19 protein-coding genes are annotated in these 20157 nt (G+C 67.1%); 9 read left to right on the top strand and 10 right to left on the bottom strand.

What is annotated here, in order from left to right; all coding sequences use genetic code 11:
* Positions 1-32 precede the first annotated feature (32 nt).
* From EV670_RS09490 to EV670_RS18675, 3 genes are all read right to left on the bottom strand, one after another.
* Positions 33-695, bottom strand: a complete 663-nt coding sequence (locus EV670_RS09490; protein ID WP_130431589.1) for a hypothetical protein — start codon at positions 693-695, stop codon at positions 33-35.
* A gap of 105 nt (positions 696-800) precedes the next feature.
* Positions 801-2477, bottom strand: a complete 1677-nt coding sequence (locus tag EV670_RS09485) for a long-chain-fatty-acid--CoA ligase (RefSeq protein ID WP_130431588.1) — start codon at positions 2475-2477, stop codon at positions 801-803.
* A gap of 273 nt (positions 2478-2750) precedes the next feature.
* The gene (locus tag EV670_RS18675) at positions 2751-2903 is read right to left on the bottom strand and encodes a hypothetical protein (protein ID WP_165393284.1); all 153 of its coding nucleotides are present in this window, start codon (positions 2901-2903) and stop codon (positions 2751-2753) included.
* 74 nt (positions 2904-2977) lie between these two features.
* Here EV670_RS18675 and EV670_RS09480 point away from each other — a divergent pair, with 74 nt between their 5' ends.
* Both EV670_RS09480 and EV670_RS09475 read left to right on the top strand, forming a co-directional pair.
* Positions 2978-3328 carry a nucleotide pyrophosphohydrolase gene (locus tag EV670_RS09480; protein WP_130431587.1) on the top strand — a complete coding sequence of 117 codons (351 nt, stop codon included), beginning with the start codon at positions 2978-2980 and terminating at the stop codon, positions 3326-3328.
* A 25-nt stretch (positions 3329-3353) separates the two neighbouring features.
* On the top strand, positions 3354-5795 hold the full coding sequence (locus EV670_RS09475; RefSeq protein ID WP_130431586.1) for a DNA/RNA helicase domain-containing protein: 2442 nt from the start codon (positions 3354-3356) through the stop codon (positions 5793-5795).
* Between the two features lie 298 nt (positions 5796-6093).
* Here EV670_RS09475 and EV670_RS09465 read toward each other — a convergent pair whose 3' ends face one another.
* The 4 genes from EV670_RS09465 to EV670_RS09450 all read right to left on the bottom strand — a co-directional run bounded on the left by EV670_RS09465 (position 6094) and on the right by EV670_RS09450 (position 10267).
* Positions 6094-7290, bottom strand: coding sequence for a Fic family protein (locus EV670_RS09465; RefSeq protein WP_130431585.1), 1197 nt, complete (start codon positions 7288-7290; stop codon positions 6094-6096).
* 110 nt (positions 7291-7400) lie between these two features.
* Positions 7401-8822: an NAD(P)(+) transhydrogenase (Re/Si-specific) subunit beta gene (locus EV670_RS09460; protein WP_130431584.1), complete on the bottom strand. Its 1422-nt coding sequence runs from the start codon at positions 8820-8822 to the stop codon at positions 7401-7403.
* Positions 8819-9127 (bottom strand): NAD(P) transhydrogenase subunit alpha part 2, encoded by a 309-nt coding sequence (locus EV670_RS09455; RefSeq protein ID WP_130431583.1) that lies wholly within the window; start codon positions 9125-9127, stop codon positions 8819-8821. Before EV670_RS09455 ends, EV670_RS09460 begins: the two co-directional genes overlap by 4 nt.
* A gap of 9 nt (positions 9128-9136) precedes the next feature.
* Positions 9137-10267 (bottom strand): Re/Si-specific NAD(P)(+) transhydrogenase subunit alpha, encoded by a 1131-nt coding sequence (locus tag EV670_RS09450; RefSeq protein ID WP_130431582.1) that lies wholly within the window; start codon positions 10265-10267, stop codon positions 9137-9139.
* A 199-nt stretch (positions 10268-10466) separates the two neighbouring features.
* Between EV670_RS09450 and EV670_RS09445 the strand changes: the two genes are divergently transcribed.
* The 7 genes from EV670_RS09445 to EV670_RS09415 all read left to right on the top strand — a co-directional run bounded on the left by EV670_RS09445 (position 10467) and on the right by EV670_RS09415 (position 17108).
* The gene (locus tag EV670_RS09445) at positions 10467-10979 is read left to right on the top strand and encodes an NUDIX hydrolase (protein ID WP_130431581.1); all 513 of its coding nucleotides are present in this window, start codon (positions 10467-10469) and stop codon (positions 10977-10979) included.
* A gap of 2 nt (positions 10980-10981) precedes the next feature.
* Positions 10982-12118 (top strand): tRNA 2-thiouridine(34) synthase MnmA, encoded by a 1137-nt coding sequence (gene mnmA, locus EV670_RS09440; RefSeq protein WP_130431580.1) that lies wholly within the window; start codon positions 10982-10984, stop codon positions 12116-12118.
* Between the two features lie 63 nt (positions 12119-12181).
* On the top strand, positions 12182-13450 hold the full coding sequence (locus EV670_RS09435) for an efflux RND transporter periplasmic adaptor subunit (protein WP_130431579.1): 1269 nt from the start codon (positions 12182-12184) through the stop codon (positions 13448-13450).
* Positions 13451-13453: 3 nt separating this feature from the next.
* A complete protein-coding gene (locus EV670_RS09430; protein ID WP_130431578.1) occupies positions 13454-14164 on the top strand; it encodes an ABC transporter ATP-binding protein in 711 nt (236 codons plus the stop codon).
* Between the two features lie 116 nt (positions 14165-14280).
* Positions 14281-14586 carry an HVO_A0114 family putative DNA-binding protein gene (locus EV670_RS09425; RefSeq protein ID WP_207225037.1) on the top strand — a complete coding sequence of 102 codons (306 nt, stop codon included), beginning with the start codon at positions 14281-14283 and terminating at the stop codon, positions 14584-14586.
* A 5-nt stretch (positions 14587-14591) separates the two neighbouring features.
* Positions 14592-15758, top strand: coding sequence for an ABC transporter permease (locus EV670_RS09420; protein WP_130431576.1), 1167 nt, complete (start codon positions 14592-14594; stop codon positions 15756-15758).
* A gap of 177 nt (positions 15759-15935) precedes the next feature.
* Complete coding sequence (locus tag EV670_RS09415) at positions 15936-17108, top strand: ABC transporter permease (RefSeq protein WP_130431575.1); 1173 nt, start codon at positions 15936-15938, stop codon at positions 17106-17108.
* A gap of 58 nt (positions 17109-17166) precedes the next feature.
* Here EV670_RS09415 and EV670_RS09410 read toward each other — a convergent pair whose 3' ends face one another.
* The 3 genes from EV670_RS09410 to lplT form a co-directional block, all read right to left on the bottom strand.
* Positions 17167-17592 carry a hypothetical protein gene (locus EV670_RS09410; RefSeq protein ID WP_130431574.1) on the bottom strand — a complete coding sequence of 142 codons (426 nt, stop codon included), beginning with the start codon at positions 17590-17592 and terminating at the stop codon, positions 17167-17169.
* Between the two features lie 244 nt (positions 17593-17836).
* Positions 17837-18727 (bottom strand): DMT family transporter, encoded by an 891-nt coding sequence (locus EV670_RS09405; RefSeq protein ID WP_130431573.1) that lies wholly within the window; start codon positions 18725-18727, stop codon positions 17837-17839.
* 20 nt (positions 18728-18747) lie between these two features.
* Positions 18748-20025, bottom strand: coding sequence for a lysophospholipid transporter LplT (gene lplT / locus EV670_RS09400; RefSeq protein WP_130431572.1), 1278 nt, complete (start codon positions 20023-20025; stop codon positions 18748-18750).
* Between the last annotated feature and the right edge of the window lie 132 nt (positions 20026-20157).

Genomic DNA, 20157 nt, shown 5'->3' with positions numbered 1-20157 from the left:
TGCCACGACGCCGGGGCGGCCCCCGGCTCGCGTCAGGCCGCGTTCTCGAGTTCGCGCCGCAGTTCGCCGGCAATCACCGGCCCGCGCAGCTCGCGCACGGTGGTCACGAACTGGATCGCCAGCACGCGCAGCGCGTCGAGGCTCTGGGCACGCTCGATGTCGAGCGTCAGCTTGTAGCCGCGGATCATGCCGAGCCGCTCGCGCGCCTGGTCGGACAGCAGCTTGTAGAGCTGCTCATAGTTGAGTGCCTCGATCGCGGCCCGGACCTCACGGTCCTCGGCGCGCAGGGCGCCACCCATCGGCAGCGAGGCTTCACCAAGCGACGACGACGACGCCACGGCAGCCGGCAGCGCTGCCGCGGCCACCGGCGCGGCCGCCTCGATGCTCTCGCCGAGGGTGCCCGGCATGCTGTGGAGCGTGAGGTCGAGTTCTACAAGCTGGGCGCTCGCCGGCGCCGCCGGCACCGCCACCGCAGCGGGTGCCTCGACCGCGCCGGCCACCGCTTCGATCAGCCCTTCGGCGTGCAGCTGCTCAAGGTCCGCCACGCCCACGCCCTGCAGATTCTCGAGGAGGTAGGCCGAGCTGCGCTCGCCGTCGATCATCAGCAGCAGGTTGCGTGTGGTGCGCGGCAGGCCGCGGCTGCGGGTACGGATCTCTTCGCGACCGGACTCGGTCTTGGCGTAGCGCGCTTCCATCTTCAGCTTCCCAACGTCGTCGAATCAATGACGCCGGCGGCGGCGTCATGTGCGGCGCATGCCAGGCGGCGGCGCGGCTGCCTCATGGGCGGCCGCGCGCCATTGTCAGAGCTTCTTGTCGCGCAACTCGCGCCGCAGGATCTTGCCGACCGGCGTCTTGGGCAGTTCGGTGCGGAACTCCACAACCTTCGGCCGCTTGTAGCCGGTCAAGTTGGCTTCGCAATACGCCCGCACGTCCTTTTCGGTGATCGCCGGGTCCTTTTTCACGATCACCAGCTTGACCGCCTCGCCAGCCTTCTCGTCGGGCACGCCGACCGCGGCGCACTCGAGCACACCGGGCATCGACGAGACCACGTCCTCGACCTCGTTCGGGTAGACGTTGAAGCCGCTGACCAGGATCATGTCCTTCTTGCGATCGACGATCTTGAAGAAGCCGCGCTCGTCGACGATGCCGACGTCGCCGCTGCGGAAGTAGCCATCGGCCGTCATGACCTTGGCGGTCTCGTCGGGGCGCTGCCAGTAGCCGGCCATCACCTGCGGGCCGCGGATCGCGATCTCGCCCGGCTGGCCCGGCGCCACCTCGTGGCCGTCGTCGTCGAGCAACTTGAGCTCGGTGGACGGGATCGGCACGCCGATGGTGCCGGTGTAGGCGGTGCTGTCGACCGGGTTGCAGCTGGCCGAAGGCGAGGTCTCGGACAGGCCGTAGCCCTCGACGATCGGGCAGTTGGTCTTCTCGAGCCAGAGCTTGGCTGTGCCGGCGGTGACGGCCATGCCGCCGCCGAGGCTCATCTTCAGGCTCGACCAGTCGACCGTGTTGAACTGCGGATGGTTGGCCATCGCGTTGAACAGCGTGTTGACGGCCGGGAAGCTGTGGAACTTGTGCTTGGAGAGTTCCTTGAACACCGCCGGCAGGTCGCGCGGGTTCGGGATCAGCACGTTGGCGCCGCCGATGCGCAGGCTCAGCATCATGTTCACGGTGAACGCGAAGATGTGATACAGCGGCAGCGCGCAGATGGTGATGGTCTGCTCGCCGGGCGGGATCTTCTTCATCGCCGGGCCGTTCCAGGCCTCGCTCTGCAGCACGTTGGCGATGATGTTGCGGTGCTTCAGCACCGCGCCCTTGGAGACACCGGTGGTGCCGCCGGTGTACTGCAGCACCGCGATGTCGTCGCTCGTGATCTTGGGCGCCTTGAAGCTCGCGCCGCGACCCGCGGCCAGCGCGTCGTTGAACTTGGTCGCGCCGGGCAGGCTGAAGGCCGGCACCATCTTCTTGACGCTGCGCACCACGTAGTTGACGACCATGCCCTTCGGAAAGCCGAGCAGGTCGCCCATCGAGGCCAGGATCACCTTCTTGGTCGCCACCGCGGCGTAGACCGCCTGCAGCGTGGCCGCGAAGTTCTCGATGATGACGATCGCCTTGGCGCCGGAGTCCTTGAGCTGGTGCTCGAGCTCGCGCGGCGTGTACAGCGGGTTCACGTTCACCAGCGTCAGGCCAGCACGCAGGATGCCGGCCACCGCCACCGGGTACTGCGGCGTGTTGGGCATCATCACCGCGACGCGGTCGCCCTTGACCAGGCCCTGCGACTGCAGGTAGGCCGCGAAGGCCTGCGACAGCGCGTCGACCTCGCCGAAGCTCAGCGTCTTGCCCATGAAGTGATAGGCCGGACGCTCCTTGAACTTCTGGAAGCTCTCGTCGAGCAATTGCACCAGCGAGCTGTACTGATCGGGGTCGATCGTGTGCGGCACGCCGGCCGGGTAATGCTTGAACCAGGTTGCTTCCATGATGTCTTCGTTCGAGTTGTTGGCGGGAGGTCTTGGATTCTTAGTCGGTGGCGATGGCAACCGCATCGGGGCTTTCGATAGCGGAGGGTAGGGGCGAGCGTCCAGCGACCAGCCGCACCAAGTCGCGCAATCGTTCACGCTTGTTGGTTGCGAGCGGCAATGGCTTTGCTCAGGCCTTCGCGGCAACGTCTAGCTACTGAGACAGTTTCATGCCCCGCTCGACCTTGCACGACATGGCAAACACACGGCGGCCACCACTGCGTTGCGCCCGAGCTATCCGACCCGCGCCTTCTCGATCTCGCGCGGCACCGTTCTCAGGTGCTCGCCCTTGTACTCGGCAACGAACAAGCGGAGTTCGCAGACGAGATTTAGGTAGAAGCTGGCATCGGCAAAGTAGTTGTAGAAGCCGTGCGCGAACCGTGCCAACTTCGTGTTCAAAATTGGCGACACTATTGGAGCCAGCCGACCGTAGCTGGCTGTAGTTGCACGCTCGAAAATCCATGACTGACTCCCTCAGCCGACTCGCACAGCAACTCGACCTGTTCGCCAAAGACCGCGACTGGCAGCAATTCCATTCCCCGAAGAACCTCGCATCGGCGCTCGTGGTGGAAGCCGGGGAGTTGCTGGAGCATTTTCAGTGGATGTCAGAAGCGCAGAGCCGCGAACTGGCGCCTGACAAGCGAGACGCCGTGGGTGCCGAGCTTGCGGATGTGCTGCTGTACTTGATTCAGCTGGCGGCCGCTCTGGGCATCGACCCCATCGCGGCAGCGCAGTCGAAGCTGAAGCTCAACGAGTTGAAGTACCCGGTCGACCGGGCGCGCGGTAGCAGCAAGAAGTACGACGAACTATGAGTGCGGCGCCATAGAGGAAGCACCCGTGATCATCTACCAGGCCACGAAGAGCCTGTTCCTCCAGCACGCACTCCACGACGACATCGAAGACATCGTGTCGCGGCAGTTCCGCGACGCGACTGGCCGAGGCGTAGGGCCATCCGAAATCCAGTCCTGGAAGCACTCCCTGCTGGAGATGGCCAAGGTGCTGCACGATGAGGAGATCCCGGGCGACGCGGGCGTGGCCATCGAGTACCAACTTCCGCAAAGTTCCAAGCGCATCGACTTTGTCATCACCGGCGAGGACGCCGCTGCGCACACCAAGGTCATCATCGTCGAGCTCAAGCAGTGGTCGGAGTCGCGGCGCAGCGACAAAGACGCCATCGTCTGGGCGCGTCGCGGTGGCCGCGCGGGCGAGCGCGAAGGCCCGCACCCTTCGTATCAGGCGTGGTCCTATGCCGCCTACCTGCAGGACTTCAACGCCGCGGTGCAGGACGGCGCGATGACGCTGCAGCCCTGCGCCTACCTGCACAACCACCCGCGCGACGGTGAGATCGATCACCCGCACTATCGTGACCACCTGGCGCGTGCGCCGCTGTTCTTGGCGCGCGAGCGCTCAAAGCTGCAGGCCTTCATCCGCGAGCATGTGTGCCATGGCGACCGCAAGGGCGCGCTGTACGCGATCGAGAACGGGCGCATCCGGCCGTCAAAGATGCTGATCGACAGCGTGGCCGGACTGCTCCAGGGCAAGCCTGAGTTCGTGTTGATCGACGACCAAAAGCTGGTGCACGAGAGCATCCTGCAAGTCGATGCGCGCGCCGTGCAGCGCAAGCAGGTCGTGATCGTTCAGGGTGGGCCGGGGACGGGCAAGTCGGTCGTTGCCATCAACCTGCTTGGAGCCCTCATCGGGCGCAAGCGAAACGCGCGTTACGTATCCAAGAACGCGGCGCCACGTGCGGTGTACGAGGCACGTTTGACTGGCACGTTCACGAAGACGCGAATCAGCAACCTGTTCAGCGGTTCCGGCGCGTTCGTCAACGACCAACCCGACACCTATGACACCTTGATCGTCGACGAAGCCCACCGCCTCAACGAGAAGAGCGGCCTGTACCGCAACCTCGGCGACAACCAGGTGAAGGAGTTGATCCGGTCCGCTCGCTGCACCGTCTTCTTTGTCGATGACGACCAGCGGGTCACGCTGCTCGATATTGGACACACTGAAGAACTTCGACGCTGCGCCCATGAGTTCGGCGCCGAGGTAACCGAGCTCGAACTCTCGTCGCAATTTAGATGCAATGGGTCCGACGGCTATCTTGCGTGGCTCGACGACACGCTCGACATACGCCCGACCGCGAACCAAACCCTCGATGCCGTCGAGTACGACTTTCGTGTTTTCGACAACCCAGCCGAACTGCACGCGCTGGTCGAACTGAAGAACCGCACCAACAACCGGTCGCGCGTTGTCGCGGGATATTGCTGGAAGTGGCCGAGCAGGAAGGATGCGCAAGCCTGGGACATCGAACTGCCCCAGTTCGACTATCGACGCCGCTGGAACCTGGACAAGGACGGCAGCCTGTGGATCGTGGCCCTGGGGTCAGTGGAGCAAGTGGGCTGCATCCACACCTGCCAGGGGCTCGAGTTGGACTACGTCGGCGTCATCATCGGCCCGGATCTCGCCTACCGCGACGGGCGCATCGTGACCGACGCGACGAAGCGGGCGTCCTCGGACCAGACGGTCAAGGGGCTCAAGCAGATGCTGAAGGCCGAACACGAGGGGGCCCGCGCCCTGGCCGACACCATCGTCAAGAACACGTACCGGACCCTCATGACCCGAGGTATGAAGGGGTGCTACGTGTACTGCGTCGACGCGCCGCTGGCGGCATACCTGCGCACCCGGTTGCAGACAGTGTCGGAGACCGCTTTCACTGACGTCGCGGAAGCTGTCTCCTCGGTGGCGGTCCATGCTCCGTCGAACGTCATTCCCTTGCGACGGGTCTCGAAGGAGGAACGTGCCGCGGGCGTGGTGGCGGCGCCGCTCATCGACCTGCGTATTGCTGCCGGCGCCTTTTCCGACGCGCAGGCCCTCGGGGACGGTGCGGACGATTGGGTAGCTCTTCCCGATTGGGTGCGCCCGCAACCCGGCCTGTTTGTCGCGCAGGTCGTGGGTGAATCGATGAACCGCAGCATCCCGAATGGATCGTGGTGCCTCTTCCGCGCAAACCCAGCGGGGACGCGCGAAGGCAAAGTGGTGGTGGTTCAGCATCGCAGCATCTCCGACCCGGACACAGGTGGGCGATACACCATCAAACGCTACGCGAGCGAGAAGATCCCTGCCGAGTACGGTGACTGGAGACACCAACGCATTACCCTGCACCCTGACTCCGATCGGCCCGAGTTCGAACCGATCGTCATCGACATTGGCGAGGACGAGGACGGCTTCTCCGTTGTTGCTGAAATGCTGATGGTCGTGGCCGAAGCGGCTGCCTGAAGGTGCCCTTCGGCTCCAGCGGCGCCGTTCGACCGGCGTGCCGGCAGCGAACGCGCTCTCGGTGTTGTACGGTGAGCCGATGAAGAGGCACTTCACGCGGCCACGATAGAGAGGCAACAGCGCCTTCAGCGCCTCAAGGTTGTCGCCCCGGATCAGCAGGGTGTCGGTGCTGCCGGGTTCGCCGAATTGATAGCCCGCCGTGTGCGGGCGCAACACGCGGGGTGGGCACGCGCTCGGCAATGCGAAAGGCGGCGTCGCGGTTGAGCCAGTCGAGGGTGGGCATGAATCGCCGATGAGTTCAGATCGAGGGTGAGGCAGGCGCTGCGCGCGGCGCGTCGAACAATGCCTCGCGGTTTAGCAGGTCGAGGTACGCGATGTAGCCGAACACGCGATTGCGCTTGAGTCCGGTCAGCTCGCGAACCAGTCCGATCTCCGTCAAGCGTTGCATGGTGGTGCCGACCGTGGTGGCGCTCTGCTGTGTTTCGGCACAGACGTGCGGAATGCTGCGCACCGGCCGCCGCGCCAGCGTGTCGAAGACGAGCATGGCGCTGGCGGCATGCCGGCCGAGCGTGACGATGCGCTTGCGGTCGACCGTTACCAGGTCGGTGAGCGCGCGTGCGGTCTGAACCGCCTGCGTGGCCGAATGTGTGACGGCGTCGGCAAAGAAGCCGAGCCAGGCTTCCCAGTCGCCCGTTCGGCGCACTTCGGACAGCAACTCGTAGTAGCGCGCGCGGTGGACCTTGAAGTAGAGGCTCAGGTAGAGCAGCGGTTGTTGCAGGACCCGCTCTTTCATCAGCAACAGCGGAATCAGGAGCCGTCCGACGCGGCCGTTGCCGTCCAGAAAGGGGTGGATGGTCTCGAACTGAAGATGCGCCAATGCGGCCTTGACGAGTGGCGGGTGCCGCTGCGGCACGTCGTTGACGAAGCGCTCCAGATCGGCGATGCAGGACTCGACAAACTGGGGCGGCGGCGGCACCAGTTCGGCCGAAGTGGGTGTCATGCCACCGACCCAGTTCTGCACCCGCCGGTATTCGCCCGGAGCCTTGCCAGCGCCGCGGCCGGACTGCATCAGCTCGGCATGGAGTTCCCGGATCAGGCGCGAGGAGATCGGCAGCCCTTCGGCCAGGCGTTGAATGCCGCGATTGAGCGCGACGACGTAGCACGAGACTTCCGAGACATCATCGATCGGCACACCCGGTGCTGCCTCTTCCTCGAACAGCAGCAGGTCCGACAAGGACGAACGGGTGCCCTCGATCTGCGACGACAGCACCGCCTCCTTGCGTACGTAGCTGTAGAGAAAGGTCTGCGCATCCGGCAGCAAGGTGGTCAGGCTGTCGAGCCTGCCGAGCGCCAGGTGAGCATCATCCAGCCGCTGCTGGAGCGCGGCATCGACGGTCAGCGGCGGACGCGGCGGCAAGGGATCGGGAACGAAGCCCTGACAGGCCATGCCGGCGGCTACGGTGGGTTCGAGCCGACCGGTCGGGATACGGTTCATTCAGCGGGTGAGATTGGAATAGCAGCCAATGCTAATCCAAATTAGCGGCTAAATTGGATTAGACGCGTCGTCTATTTCAACTTGCTTGAAGACAGGTTTCCGGAGCTTCGCTACTCGACCGCCTTCACCATCGCCTCGACCACCTTCTTGGCGTCGCCAAAGACCATCATCGTCTTGTCCATGTAGAACAGCTCGTTGTCGAGGCCGGCGTAGCCAGCTGCCATCGAGCGCTTGTTGACGATCACGGTGCGCGCCTTGTAGGCCTCGAGGATCGGCATGCCGTAGATCGGGCTGCCCTTGGTCAACGCGGCCGGGTTCACGACGTCGTTGGCGCCGAGGATGATCGCGACGTCGGCCTGCTGGAACTCGCCGTTGATGTCTTCCATCTCGTGCACCTGGTCGTAGGGCACCTCGGCCTCGGCCAGCAGCACGTTCATGTGGCCCGGCATGCGACCGGCCACCGGATGGATCGCGTACTTCACCGTCACGCCCTTGGCGATCAGCTTCTGCGCCAGTTCCTTGACCGCATGCTGCGCACGCGCCACCGCCAGGCCGTAGCCCGGCACGATGATCACGGTCTCGGCGTTGCCGAGCACGAAGGCCGCATCGTCGGCGCTGCCGCTCTTGACCGGCCGCTGCTCGGCGGCACCTGCTGCGCCAGCGGCGGCCTCGCCGCCGAAGCCGCCCAGGATCACGTTGAAGAACGAGCGGTTCATCGCCTTGCACATGATGTAGCTCAGGATCGCGCCCGAACTGCCCACCAGTGAACCCGCGATGATCAGCATCGGGTTGTTGAGCGAGAAGCCGATGCCGGCCGCGGCCCAGCCCGAGTAGCTGTTGAGCATCGACACCACCACCGGCATGTCGGCGCCGCCGATCGGGATGATGATCGTCACGCCGAGGATGAAGCCCAAGGCGCAGATCAGCGCGAAGTCGATCGGGCTCTGCGAATGCCAGAAGCCGAACAGAAAGAACAGCGCCGCCAGCCCGAGCCCGAGGTTGAGCCAGTGCTGGCCCGGGAAGACCACCGGCGCGCCCTTGAACAGGCGGAACTTGTAGGTGCCCGAGAGCTTGCCGAAGGCGATCACCGAGCCGCTGAAGGTGACGGCACCGATGAAGGCCCCGAGTGCCAGCTCGATGCGGTTGCCGCCGGGGATCGGGCCGCCCTTTTCGACGATAGCGAAGGCCCAGGGCTCGGCCACCGCGGCGATGGCGATGAACACCGCCGCCAGGCCGATCATGCTGTGGAAGAAGGCCACCAGCTCGGGCATCTTGGTCATCTCGACCGTCTTGGCGCGCCAGGCGCCATAGCTGCCGCCGACCACCAGGCCCAGCAACACCCAGACCAGGCCGAGGCCGCTGCCGGCGAGCTTGACGATCAGCGCCGCCGTGGTCAGCGCGGCGATGGTCATGCCGACCATGCCGAAGAGATTGCCGCGGATCGAGGTGGTCGGGTGCGACAGGCCCTTGAGCGCCTGGATGAAGCAGACGCTGGCGATGAGATAGAGAAGGGTGACGAGGTTCAGGCTCACTTGGCGTCTCCCTTCTTGTCCTTCTTCTTGAACATCTCCAGCATCCGGCGCGTGACCAGGAAGCCGCCGAAGATGTTGACCGCCGCCAGCGCCACCGCCAGCACGCCCATGCTCTTGCCGAGCGTGGTCTCGGTAAGCGCCGCGGCCAGCATCGCGCCAACGATGACGATCGCCGAGATCGCATTGGTCACCGCCATCAGCGGCGTGTGCAGCGCGGGCGTGACGGTCCACACCACGTGGTAGCCCACGTAGATCGCGAGCACGAAGATGATGAGGTTGATGACGGTGGGAGAGACGGCTTCCATCTTGGCTCCTCAAGTTCTAAGTAGCGTGCCGTCGCGGCACATCAGGCAGGCCTTGACGATGTCGTCCTCGAGATCGATCTTGAGCGCGGCAGCGTCCTTCTCGAGCACGAGCTTAAGGAAGTCGAGCACGTTGCGCGCGTAGAGCGCGCTGCTGTCGGCCGCGACCAGGGCCGGCAGGTTGGTCTCGCCGACGATCGTCACGCCGTGCTTGAGCACCGTCTTGCCGGCCTCGGTCAGCGGGCAGTTGCCGCCACCACCGTTGCCGCGTCCGGCCGCCATGTCGACGATCACCGAGCCCGGCTTCATGCTCTGCACCATCGCCTCGGTGATCAGTTCCGGCGCCGGCCGGCCCGGGATCAGCGCGGTCGAGATCACCACGTCGGCCGCGGCCACGCGCTTAGCGACCTCGACCTTCTGGCGCTCGAGCCAACTCGGCGGCATCGGCCGCGCGTAGCCGCCGACGCCCTCGGCCGCTTCCTTCTCTTCGGCGGTCTCGTAGGCGACCTCGATGAACTTGGCGCCGAGCGACTCGACCTGCTCCTTCACCGAGGGCCGCACGTCGCTGGCCTCGATCACCGCGCCCAGGCGCTTGGCGGTCGCGATCGCCTGCAGCCCGGCGACGCCGACGCCCAGGATCACGACGCGCGCGGCCTTGATGGTGCCGGCCGCGGTCATCATCATCGGGAACAGCCGCGGGTAGTTGTCGGCCGCGATCATCACCGCCTTGTAGCCGCCGATGTTGGCCTGCGAGGACAGCACGTCCATGCTCTGCGCGCGCGTCGTGCGCGGCGCGGCCTCGAGCGCAAAGGCGGTGAGCCGCGCGTCGGTCAGCGCCTGCAGGCCGGCCTTGTCGAAGGGGTCGAGCATGCCGAGCAGCGCCGCGCCCGGCTTCATCTGCGCGCGCTCGCCCTCGCTCGGCGAGCGCACCTTGAGCACGAGGTCGGCCGCCAGCGCGCCGGCGGCGTCGACGATCTCGGCCCCGGCGGCCGTGTAGGCGGCGTCGGTGGCGCTGGCGCGCAGGCCGGCGCCGGACTGCACGCGCAACAGGTGGCCCTGGCCGACCAGCTTCTTGGCGGTCTCCGGCGTGACGGCAACCCGGGTTTCACCGGCGGCGGTTTCCGCGGGTACTCCGATCAGCATGTGAGCTCTCCTCCAGCAACATGGTGCCCCGCGCAGTCCTGCGGCGCGGATGGCCCGATCATCATCTCTCGCGGGTCGGGGCGGTGCCCGGCATCGTCTTCGACGCCGCGCCCGGCCGCAGGCTCGTGGCCCCCTTGAATTTGCAGGCGAGCTTACCTTACAGAAACTGACGCGCGCCGGCCCTCGTTAGCATCGCCGCATGCAAAACACTGCTGATCCCGGCGACAGGCGCTGGCGCCCGAGCGTGACCGTGGCCGCCGTCATCGAGCGCGATGGCCGCTACCTGCTGGTCGAGGAACACACCAGCGAGGGCATCCGCCTGAACAACCCGGCCGGGCACCTGGAGCCGGGCGAGTCGCTGATCGAGGCGGTGCAGCGCGAGGTGCTCGAGGAGACCGGCTGCCGCTTCACGCCGACGGCGATGCTGCCGGTCTGCATGTCGCGCTTCCGGCGCCCGGCCACCGGCGAGGACATCACCTACCTGCGCTTTGCCTTCGTCGGCAGCGTCGGCGAGCCCGAGCCCGGCCGCAAGCTTGACGATGGCATCGTGCGCACGCTGTGGCTGACCCCGGCGGAGATCGACGCCGAGCGCGCGCGCCACCGCAGCCCATTGCTGTGGAAGTGCATCTGCAGCGACCGCGAAGGCCGCACGCTGCCACTGGATTCGGTCTGGGTAGACCCCAGCATCTACCAGCCTGAGATCAAATCCTGAGCATGACGAGCCAGAAGAAGCAACGGGTGGTGGTGGGGCTGAGCGGCGGGGTCGACTCGGCCGTCAGCGCACACCTGCTCAAGGCGCAGGGCCACGAGGTGGTCGGCATCTTCATGAAGAACTGGGAAGACGATGACGACGACGAGTACTGCTCCTCGCGCCAGGACTTTCTCGACGCCGCCTCGGTGGCCGACGTGCTCGGCATCGAGATCGAGCACGTCAACTTCGCGGCCGACTACAAGGACCGCGTCTTCGCCGAGTTCCTGCGCGAGTACCAGGCCGGCCGCACGCCCAACCCGGACGTGCTGTGCAACGCCGAGATCAAGTTCAAGGCCTTCCTCGACCACGCGTTGCGCCTCGGCGCCGAGAAAATCGCGACCGGTCACTACGCGCGCGTTCGCTTGAACGAAGCGGCGCAGCGCCATGAACTGCTCAAGGGCCTCGACACCACCAAGGACCAGAGCTACTTCCTGCACCGGCTGACGCAGGCGCAGCTGAGCAAGACGCTGTTCCCGGTCGGCGAACTGCCCAAGACCGAGGTGCGCCGCATCGCCGAGGAAATCCGGTTGCCGGTGGCGAAGAAGAAGGACAGCACCGGCATCTGCTTCATCGGCGAGCGGCCCTTCCGCGAGTTCCTGGCGCGCTACCTGGCCAACCAGCCGGGCGCGATCGAGGACGAGCGCGGCCGCGTGATCGGCGAGCATGTGGGCCTGAGCTTCTACACGCTGGGCCAGCGCCAGGGCCTGGGCATCGGCGGCGTCAAGCCCGGCCGCGGCGGTGCGCGCCCGGTGGCGGCGGCCGATGGCGACCACGCGCCCTGGTTCGTCGCGCGCAAGGACATGGCGCGCAACGTGCTGGTCGCGGTGCAGGGCCACGATCACCCGCTGCTGCTGTCGCGCTCGCTGCGCGCCGAGGATGCGAGCTGGGTCGCGGGCCAACCGCCGGCTGCCGGCCAGCTGGCCGCCAAGACCCGCTACCGCCAGGCCGACAGCGCCTGCGCGCTGGCGGGCAACGCCAACGGCAGCTTCGGCCTGCGCTTCGACGAACCGCAATGGGCCGTCACGCCGGGTCAGTCGGCGGTGGTCTACGACGGCGAGCTCTGCCTGGGCGGCGGCGTGATCGACGGCGCCGCCCCCTGATCGGACCGCCCGCGGCGCGGCGGGCTCGGACACAATGCGGCGGCCCCAACCTCCGCGCCGCCCATGAGTGAAGCCCAAGCTTCGAGCCCCGCCGCCGCAAACCCTGCGTCAAGGCTCTCGCAACTCAAGATCGACCGCGGCGGACCCAAGCCCGGCCGCAAGCGCCGCCGCTGGGGGCTGTGGATCGCGGTCGCGGTCGGCATCACGGCAGCAGCAGCGGTCGCACTGAGACCGCGCGCACCCGAGGTGCAGACCAGCAGCGTGCTGCTCTCCACGCCCTCGCAGCAGTACGCGCAGCTCACCGCCTCCGGCTACGTTGTCGCGCAGCGGCGTGCCGCGGTTGCGAGCAAGGCCACCGGCCGCCTGCTCGAACTCAACGTCCGCGAGGGTTCGCGCGTGAAGAAGGGCGACCTCATCGCTCGCGTCGACGCCTCCGACGTGCAGGCCCAGATCGACGCCGCCAGCGCCGGCGTGCGCCAGGCCGAGGCGGCCGTGAAGCAGGCCCAGGCCGAGGCGGCCAACGCCGAGGCCGAACTCAAGCGCAACCAGCAACTGGTGGCGCAAGGATTCCTGTCGCCGGCCGCGCTCGATGTGAGCACCGCCAAGGCCGCCTCTGCGCGCGCCGCCATCGCGTCGGCCCAGGCCGCCGTGGGCCAGGGCCAGGCGCAGTTGAAGCTGCAGCAGGTCAACCGCGACTTCACCGAGATTCGCGCGCCCTTCGACGGCGTGGTGCTGGTCAAGAACGCCAACGTCGGCGACATCATCACGCCGTTCTCCAGCGCAGCCGGCTCGCTCGGCTCGGTGGTGACGATGGCCGACATGGGCACGCTCGAGGTGGAGGCCGACGTCTCGGAGAGCAATCTCGCCAAGGCCAGGATCGGCCAGCCGGTCGAGATCACGCTCGATGCGCTGCCCGACAAGCGCTTTCGCGGCAAGGTCGCGACCATCGTGCCGACGGTGGACCGGGCCAAGGCCACGGTGATGACCAAGATCCAGTTCGAGCAGCTCGACCCCGGCATCCTGCCCGACATGAGCGCCAAGGTGAGCTTCCTGTCGCAGGCGGTGAGTGACGCCGACCTCAGGAGCGTGATCGCGGTGAACCCGGCCACGGTGGTCGAGCGCGACGGCAAGAAGCTGGTGTTCCGGGTCGGCAAGCCGGGCAAGGACGGCGAGGCGCCCGTGGTGCAGGCGCTGGCGGTCACGCCCGGCCGCATGCTCGGCGAGTCGCTCGAGGTGAGCGGCAATGCGCTCAAGAGCGGCGACAAGCTGGTGCTCAACCCGCCGGCCGAACTGAAGGACGGGCAGGCGGTTCGCATCGCCGCCGGGAAGTAGGCCGTGGCCAGCAACGGCGGCGCCGAGCCGCTGATCCGCATCCGCCAGCTCAGCAAGGGCTATGTGCGCGGCGGCCAGGCGATCCCGGTGCTGCTCGACATCGGCCTCGAGGTACAGGCCGGCGAGTTCGTCGCGCTGATGGGGCCGAGCGGCTCCGGCAAGAGCACGTTGCTGAACCTGATCGCCGGCATCGACAAGCCCAGCGGCGGCACCATCGAGATCGGCGGCGTCGACATCGGGCGCCTCTCGGAGGGCGAGCTGGCCGACTGGCGCGCCGCCAACGTCGGCTTCATCTTCCAGTTCTACAACCTGATGCCGGTGCTGACCGCGCTCGAGAACGTGGAGCTGCCGCTGCTGCTGACGAACCTATCGTCCTCGCAACGGCGCGCGCAGGCCGAGGCGGTGCTCGACATGGTCGGCATGAGCGACCGCCTCGACCACTACCCGAACGAACTCTCCGGCGGCCAGCAGCAGCGCGTGGCGATCGCGCGCGCGCTGGTCAGCGACCCGACCCTGATCGTCGCCGACGAGCCGACCGGCGACCTCGACCGCGCCACCGGCGAGGAGGTGCTGAGCCTGATGGACGCGCTCCACACTGAGCTCGGCAAGACCATCGTGATGGTCACGCACGACCCGAAGGCGGCGGCGCGGGCGGGGCGGATGGTGCACCTCGAGAAGGGGGTGCTGGTGGATGACGAGGAGGCGGAGCGGTAGTTGCCGCCCGCCGGATCAAACTCCGTTCGGGCTGAGGGATCGAAGCCCTTGCACCGATGCTACGAGGTGAAGGCATGAAGGTAGTAACGCTTGCCATACGCGCCCCCGCGGCAGCGATGTCGGACTTCGCGCGCACCTGGCAATCCGGCAAGGCCGAGAAGTCGGTGCGGATCAGCTTTGCCAGCCCGGAGCTGCTGTGGCGCGTGCTCACCGCCAAGCGCTGGGCGCTGCTCAAGGCGCTGTGCGGCGCCGGGCCGGTCTCGATCCGCGAGGCGGCGCGGCGCGTCGAGCGCGACGTGAAGGCGGTGCACGGCGACGTCACGGCGCTGCTAAATGCCGGCCTGCTCGACCGCGCCGCAGGCGGCGGCATCGTGTTCCCGTTCGAGGCGGTGAAGGTCGAGTTCGTGTTGCAGGCGGCCTAGAGCGCATGTTCACCTTCCGCCTCTTGCTGAAGAACGCCTTCCGCCACAAGCTGCGCACGCTGCTCACGCTGCTCGGCCTGGTGGTCGCGGTCTGCGCCTTCGGCCTGCTGCGCACCATCGTCGACGCCTGGTACGCCGGCGTCGAGGCGAGTTCGTCGACACGGCTGATCACCCGCAACGCGATCTCGCTGACCTTTCCGCTGCCACTGAACTACGCCGAACGCATCCGGGCCGTCGACGGCGTCTCCAGCGTCAGCTGGGCCAACTGGTTTGGCGGCGTCTACATCACCGAGCGCAACTTCTTTGCACAGTTCGCGGTCGAGCCGGAGAGCTACCTGGCGCTCTATCCCGAGTACAAGCTCAGCGACGCCGAACGCACTGCCTTCATTCGTGACCGCCAGGGCGCCATCGTCGGCCGCAAGCTGGCCGACAAGTTCGGCTGGAAGCTCGGCGACCAGATCCCGCTGCGCGGCACCATCTACCCGGGCACGTGGAACTTCACGCTGCGCGGCATCTACGACGGTGCCGACGCGAGCACCGACGAGAGCCAGATGCTGTTCCACTGGAAGCTGCTGTCCGAGCGCATGCGTCAGCGCGCCGGTGGCGGCGCCGGAACGGCCAACTACGTTGGCGTCTACGTCGTCGGCATCCGCGATCCCGATGCCGCCGCCAGCGTCTCGCAGCGCATCGACAAGCTGTTCCAGAACTCGCTCGGCGAAACGCTGACCGAGACCGAGAAGGCCTTCCAGCTCGGCTTCGTCGCGATGAGCGACGCGATCATCGCTGCCATCCGCGCGGTCAGCCTGATCGTGATCCTCATCATCCTGGCGGTGATGGCCAACACCATGAGCATGACGGCGCGCGAGCGGCTGGCCGAGTACGCCACGCTCAAGGCGCTGGGCTTTCCACCCGGCTTCGTGGTGCGGCTGCTGTTTGGCGAAAGCCTGCTGATCGCGCTGATCGGTGGCGTGATCGGCATCGCGCTGAGCTTTCCGCTCGCGGCCGCATTCCGCACCGCGGCCGGCACGCTGTTCCCGGTGTTCCAGTTGAGCGAGCTCACGCTCGTGCTCCAGCTCGTGGCCGCGGCCGGTGTCGGCGTCGTCGCCGCCGCCTGGCCGGCCTGGAAGATGAGCCGCATCGACATCGTCGACGGCCTTCGACATGTCGCGTAGCGCTTTGGTGCTTGGCGCCGGCACGCGTCCCCTCCCGCCCGGCGGGAGGGACAGGGTGGGTGCCCTCCACCCCTCCCGCCTGGAGGGAGGGGAAGGGGCGGGAGCGCAAAAGGGCGTAGGACTGCGGGGCGCCGACCGTGCCAGCGACTCCTCCGTCCCGCACGCGAGGGATGCCGCATCGTGAAAGCCATCCCGCTGTCCTACATCGCGCGCAACCTCTGGGTGCGCCGCGTCACGACCGCGCTCACCGCCGGCGGCATGGCGCTGGTGGTCTATGTGTTCGCGACGGTGCTGATGATGAGCGAGGGCATCCGCGCCACGCTGGTCGCCACCGGCCAGCCCGACAACGTGATGGTGCTGCGCAAGGGCGCCGGCTCCGAGATCAACTCCGGCATCTCGCGCGGCCAGGCCGCGATCATCGAGAGCCTGCCCGGCATCGCCACCGACGCCACCGGCCTGCGCCTTGTCAGCAAGGAGCCGGTGGTGCTCAACAACCTGCCCAAGCGAGACACCGGCAAGCCGGCCAACGTGACGGTGCGCGGCACCACGCCGCAGGGGCTGGAGCTGCGACCGCAGGTGCGCATCGTCGAGGGCCGCATGTTCCGCCCCGGCACCAGCGAGATCGTCACCGGCAGCGCGGTGGCCAAGGGCTTTCGCGGCGCCGCCTTGGGCGAGACGCTGCGCTTTGCCGGCCGCGACTGGCACGTGGTCGGCGTGTTCGACGCCGCGCGCAGCGCCTTCGACTCGGAGATCTGGGGCGATGCCGAGCAGATGATGCAGGCCTACCGCCGCAACAGCTTTTCCAGCGTGGTGTTCCGCCTCGCCGACGCCGAGCGCTTGGACGCGATCAAGGCCGAGATCGAGAACGACCCGCGCCTGCAGCTCGATGCCAAGCGCGAGGACAAGTTCTACGCCGAGCAGAGCGCCGCGCTGGCCACCTTCATCAGCATCCTCGGCCTGACGCTGAGCATCATCTTCTCGATCGGCGCGGTGGTCGGCGCGACGATCACGATGTTCGCCGCGGTCGCCTCGCGCATCGGCGAGATCGGCACGCTGCGCGCGCTGGGCTTCAGGCGCGGCGCGGTGCTGACGGCCTTCCTCAGCGAGTCACTGCTGCTGGCGCTGGTCGGCGGCCTGGTCGGGCTGGCGGCGGCTTCGCTGATGACGACGGTGAGCCTGTCCACCACCAACTTCCAGACTTTCTCCGAGATAGCGTTCCAGTTCCGGCTGACGCCGAAGATCGCGCTTCAGACGATCCTGTTCGCGCTGGCGATGGGCTTTGTCGGTGGCTTCATCCCGGCGTGGCGGGCGGCGCGGTTGAAGATCGTGGATTGCTTGAGGGCGGCGTAGGGCGAGGCGATCCAGATGCGCAACTCGCGCTCGACTGACCCACGGGCCAGCCCCATCGTCAGCCTGCGGCTCTGAGGCGCTTGTAGCGCTCTTGCGGCTGAACCGTTGAGTCTGTGTAGCAACGGCCGGTCGGGGCGTACTCAACGACCCTTCCTTCTTTGATATAGAAAATGTTGTTGCAGCCGACCCATCCGCTGGAGCAGTTTGAGAACGCGCTGCTGTTTACCCAGGAGCCGGCGACCTTTGCGGAGCCATACCCAGAGCAACTGCCGAAGTTCTGGCCGTTGGCATAGTTGCGTATCTCAATGCCACTCTCCGTTTTCGTACGAACCATCGGCACGGTAATGAAGAACGAATGTGTGTCGAGTGCTTCGACCGGCATGCCGACCCAGGCATCAAGGTCCTGCTGGCGAACCATCAAGCCGGCGCAGGCGGAAAGGAGCACGGATAGTGCCGCGGCGGTGATCTTGAGCTTGCGGTGCATGCCTACTCCGAAGGGGCTGTGAAGCGGGTGGTTAGTCGGGGCAAACGTCGTTCTCGATGGCGAGTGTGCTTCCGAAATTCTTGCAAGCAGTCTCTCTAACCTGACGCCCGCCATCATCAGTAGAGCCCCGCGTCTTGCCTCGTATTGAGCGCGCGCGTGGCCGTCACACGACATCAGCAACGCCACTGGTGAGGCAACCCACGGGATCACTGCCTCCAAACTCACAACCGCACGGACGGTCCCACTACTCATGCTCCTCCAGCGCCGCCAACAAGGCCGCGCCGAGGATCAAGCCACCGCCGATCAGCAGCGCCCGCGTGAACACCTGGTCGCCGAGCAGCACCGCCGACACGCTCGCGAACACGATCTCGCTGAGCATCACCACCGACGTGACGTTGGCGCGCAGCCGCCCGGCACCGGCCTGCAGCGCGAGGTTGGCGCACAGGAAGGCGACGCCAAGCGCCAGCACGATCGGCAGCCATTGCACGTTGGGCGCCGGCGGCCAGGGCACGCTGCCCTGCACGCCGAGCACCGTCGCGAGCAGGCCGGCGACCATGCCGCCGCCCAGGAACATCGCCAGCGCGCGCGCCGACGGCGGCCGGTGCGACTCGCGCTTGAGCATCACGTTGTTGAGCGCGAAGCAGAAGCCGCCGATCACCGCCAGGCCGTCCGCCAGGCTCGGCGCGGCCCAGCCGGCGATCGGCGCGCCCTCGGCCGGCCACAGCACGATGGCGGCACCGGCCAGGCCGAGCGCCACGCGCAGGCCGGCGAGCTTCGTCAGGTGTTCGTGCAGCAGCAGTCGTGCCAGGAGCACGGCCCACAGCGGCATCAGGTAGAACAGCAGGATCACCCGCACCACGTCGCCGATGCTGACCGCCCAGTTGAACGCGGCGTTGGTGCCGCCCGCGGCCAGCACCAGCCACCAGAGCGCGGGCGCCGTCAACAGGTGGCGCCAGCTGGCACGCCAGCGCAGGCCGATGAACAGCGTCGGCAGCGCGTAGACGATCACCGTGGACCACAGCGGGTGCAGGCCCATGGCCTGCAGCTGGCGCAGCGGCCACCAGGAGACGCCCCAGACGAAGGCGTTGATCAGCAGCGCGCCGATCGCCAGCGGCACCGGCAGGTGAGAACTCATGCGCGACGGGAAACGGAGACCTAGTGACCCGGATCGCTGCGGGCGATCGCCAGCAGCCGGTCGACCTCGACCCGGTGCTCGACGGTGTTGCGCTGATGCCAGCGGCCGATCAGCCACATGACGCCGGCAACCACCACGCCGAAGACGGTGATCGCGGCGAAGGCCGAGACGCCGAAGCGCGTCATGCCCGTATAGAAAGCGCCGAGGCCGAGGATGCAGGCCTGCTCGTTGAAGTTCTGCACTGCGATCGAGCGGCCGGCGCCCATCAGGTTGTGGCCGCGGTGCTGCAGCAGCGCGTTCATCGGCACCACGAGAAAGCCGCCGAGCGCGCCGAGCACGATGAGGAACGGCGCCGCGACCCAGACGTTGCCGATGAAGTTCATCGCGATCACCAGCAGGCCCATCGCGATGCCCAGCGGGATGACCTTGGTCGCCTGGTCCAGCCGCATCACCATCGAGGCCAGGATCGCGCCGAAAGCGGTGCCGATCGCGACCACGCCGACCAGCGAGCTCGCCTGCGTGGTGGTGTAGCCGAGCGCGGCCGCGGCCCAGGCCAGCACGATGTAGCGCAGGTTGCCAGAGACGCCCCAGAACAGCGTGGTGGTTGCCAGCGAGATCTGGCCCAGCTTGTCGGCCCACAGCCGCGCGTTGCACTGAGAAAAGTCGCGCACCAGGTCGATCGCGCCGAGCAGCGGCTGCAGTGGCGCCACGGTGCGCGGGATGTAGAGGTTGAACAGCGCGGCGATCAGGTAGAACACCACGACGGTGGCAATCGCGGCCTCGGCCGGCGTGTCGATGCCGGTGCTCAGCATCGGGATGTCGATCGCCATCAGGTGCGGCGAGATCGCCTTGCCCATCAGCTGGCCGCCGAGCACCACGCCGAGGATGATCGAGCCGATCGTCAGCCCCTCGATCCAGCCGTTGGCCTTGACCAGCTGCGAGGGCGGCAGCAGTTCGGTGAGGATGCCGTACTTGGCCGGCGAGTAGGCCGCGGCGCCGAGGCCGACCACCGCGTAGGCCAGCAGCGGGTGCACGCCGAACAGCATCATGAAGCAGCCGACCACCTTGATGGTGTTCGAATAGAACATCACCTTGCCCTTGGGCACGGCGTCGGCGAAGGCGCCGACGAAGGGCGCCAGGATCACGTAGAACAGCGCGAACATCGGCACCAGCGCGGCGCGCTGCCACTCGGCCTGGCCTCCGCTGCGCAGCAGCTCGACGGCGGCGACGAACAGCGCGTTGTCGGCGAGCGAGCTGAAGAACTGCGCCGCCATGATGGTGTAGAAGCCTCGCTTCATGCGGCGTGCTTCATGTCGCGCGGAGCGCAAGCCATCGGGCGGAGGGAGGTGTCGGCATGCGGCGCGGGTTATAGCACGCGTCATTCTGGTGCCGGCCCTGCACGAGGATGCGGCGCGCACTGCGTCACGGCG

This window comes from Rivibacter subsaxonicus, assembly GCF_004217215.1.
Classification (GTDB): domain Bacteria; phylum Pseudomonadota; class Gammaproteobacteria; order Burkholderiales; family Burkholderiaceae_C; genus Rivibacter; species Rivibacter subsaxonicus.
This window is presented reverse-complemented; position numbering and strand designations above follow the sequence as displayed.

What these genes read in the sequence shown, in the direction of transcription:
- EV670_RS09490 (WP_130431589.1), bottom strand. Translation starts at nt 695, where the DNA reads ATGGAAGCGCGCTACGCCAAGACCGAGTCCGGTCGCGAAGAGATCCGT.
- EV670_RS09485 (WP_130431588.1), bottom strand. Translation starts at nt 2,477, where the DNA reads ATGGAAGCAACCTGGTTCAAGCATTACCCGGCCGGCGTGCCGCACACG.
- EV670_RS09480 (WP_130431587.1), top strand. Translation starts at nt 2,978, where the DNA reads ATGACTGACTCCCTCAGCCGACTCGCACAGCAACTCGACCTGTTCGCC.
- EV670_RS09465 (WP_130431585.1), bottom strand. Translation starts at nt 7,290, where the DNA reads ATGAACCGTATCCCGACCGGTCGGCTCGAACCCACCGTAGCCGCCGGC.
- EV670_RS09455 (WP_130431583.1), bottom strand. Translation starts at nt 9,127, where the DNA reads ATGGAAGCCGTCTCTCCCACCGTCATCAACCTCATCATCTTCGTGCTC.
- EV670_RS09450 (WP_130431582.1), bottom strand. Translation starts at nt 10,267, where the DNA reads ATGCTGATCGGAGTACCCGCGGAAACCGCCGCCGGTGAAACCCGGGTT.
- EV670_RS09445 (WP_130431581.1), top strand. Translation starts at nt 10,467, where the DNA reads ATGCAAAACACTGCTGATCCCGGCGACAGGCGCTGGCGCCCGAGCGTG.
- mnmA (WP_130431580.1), top strand. Translation starts at nt 10,982, where the DNA reads ATGACGAGCCAGAAGAAGCAACGGGTGGTGGTGGGGCTGAGCGGCGGG.
- EV670_RS09435 (WP_130431579.1), top strand. Translation starts at nt 12,182, where the DNA reads ATGAGTGAAGCCCAAGCTTCGAGCCCCGCCGCCGCAAACCCTGCGTCA.
- EV670_RS09425 (WP_207225037.1), top strand. Translation starts at nt 14,281, where the DNA reads ATGTCGGACTTCGCGCGCACCTGGCAATCCGGCAAGGCCGAGAAGTCG.
- EV670_RS09420 (WP_130431576.1), top strand. Translation starts at nt 14,592, where the DNA reads ATGTTCACCTTCCGCCTCTTGCTGAAGAACGCCTTCCGCCACAAGCTG.
- EV670_RS09410 (WP_130431574.1), bottom strand. Translation starts at nt 17,592, where the DNA reads ATGCACCGCAAGCTCAAGATCACCGCCGCGGCACTATCCGTGCTCCTT.
- EV670_RS09405 (WP_130431573.1), bottom strand. Translation starts at nt 18,727, where the DNA reads ATGAGTTCTCACCTGCCGGTGCCGCTGGCGATCGGCGCGCTGCTGATC.
- lplT (WP_130431572.1), bottom strand. Translation starts at nt 20,025, where the DNA reads ATGAAGCGAGGCTTCTACACCATCATGGCGGCGCAGTTCTTCAGCTCG.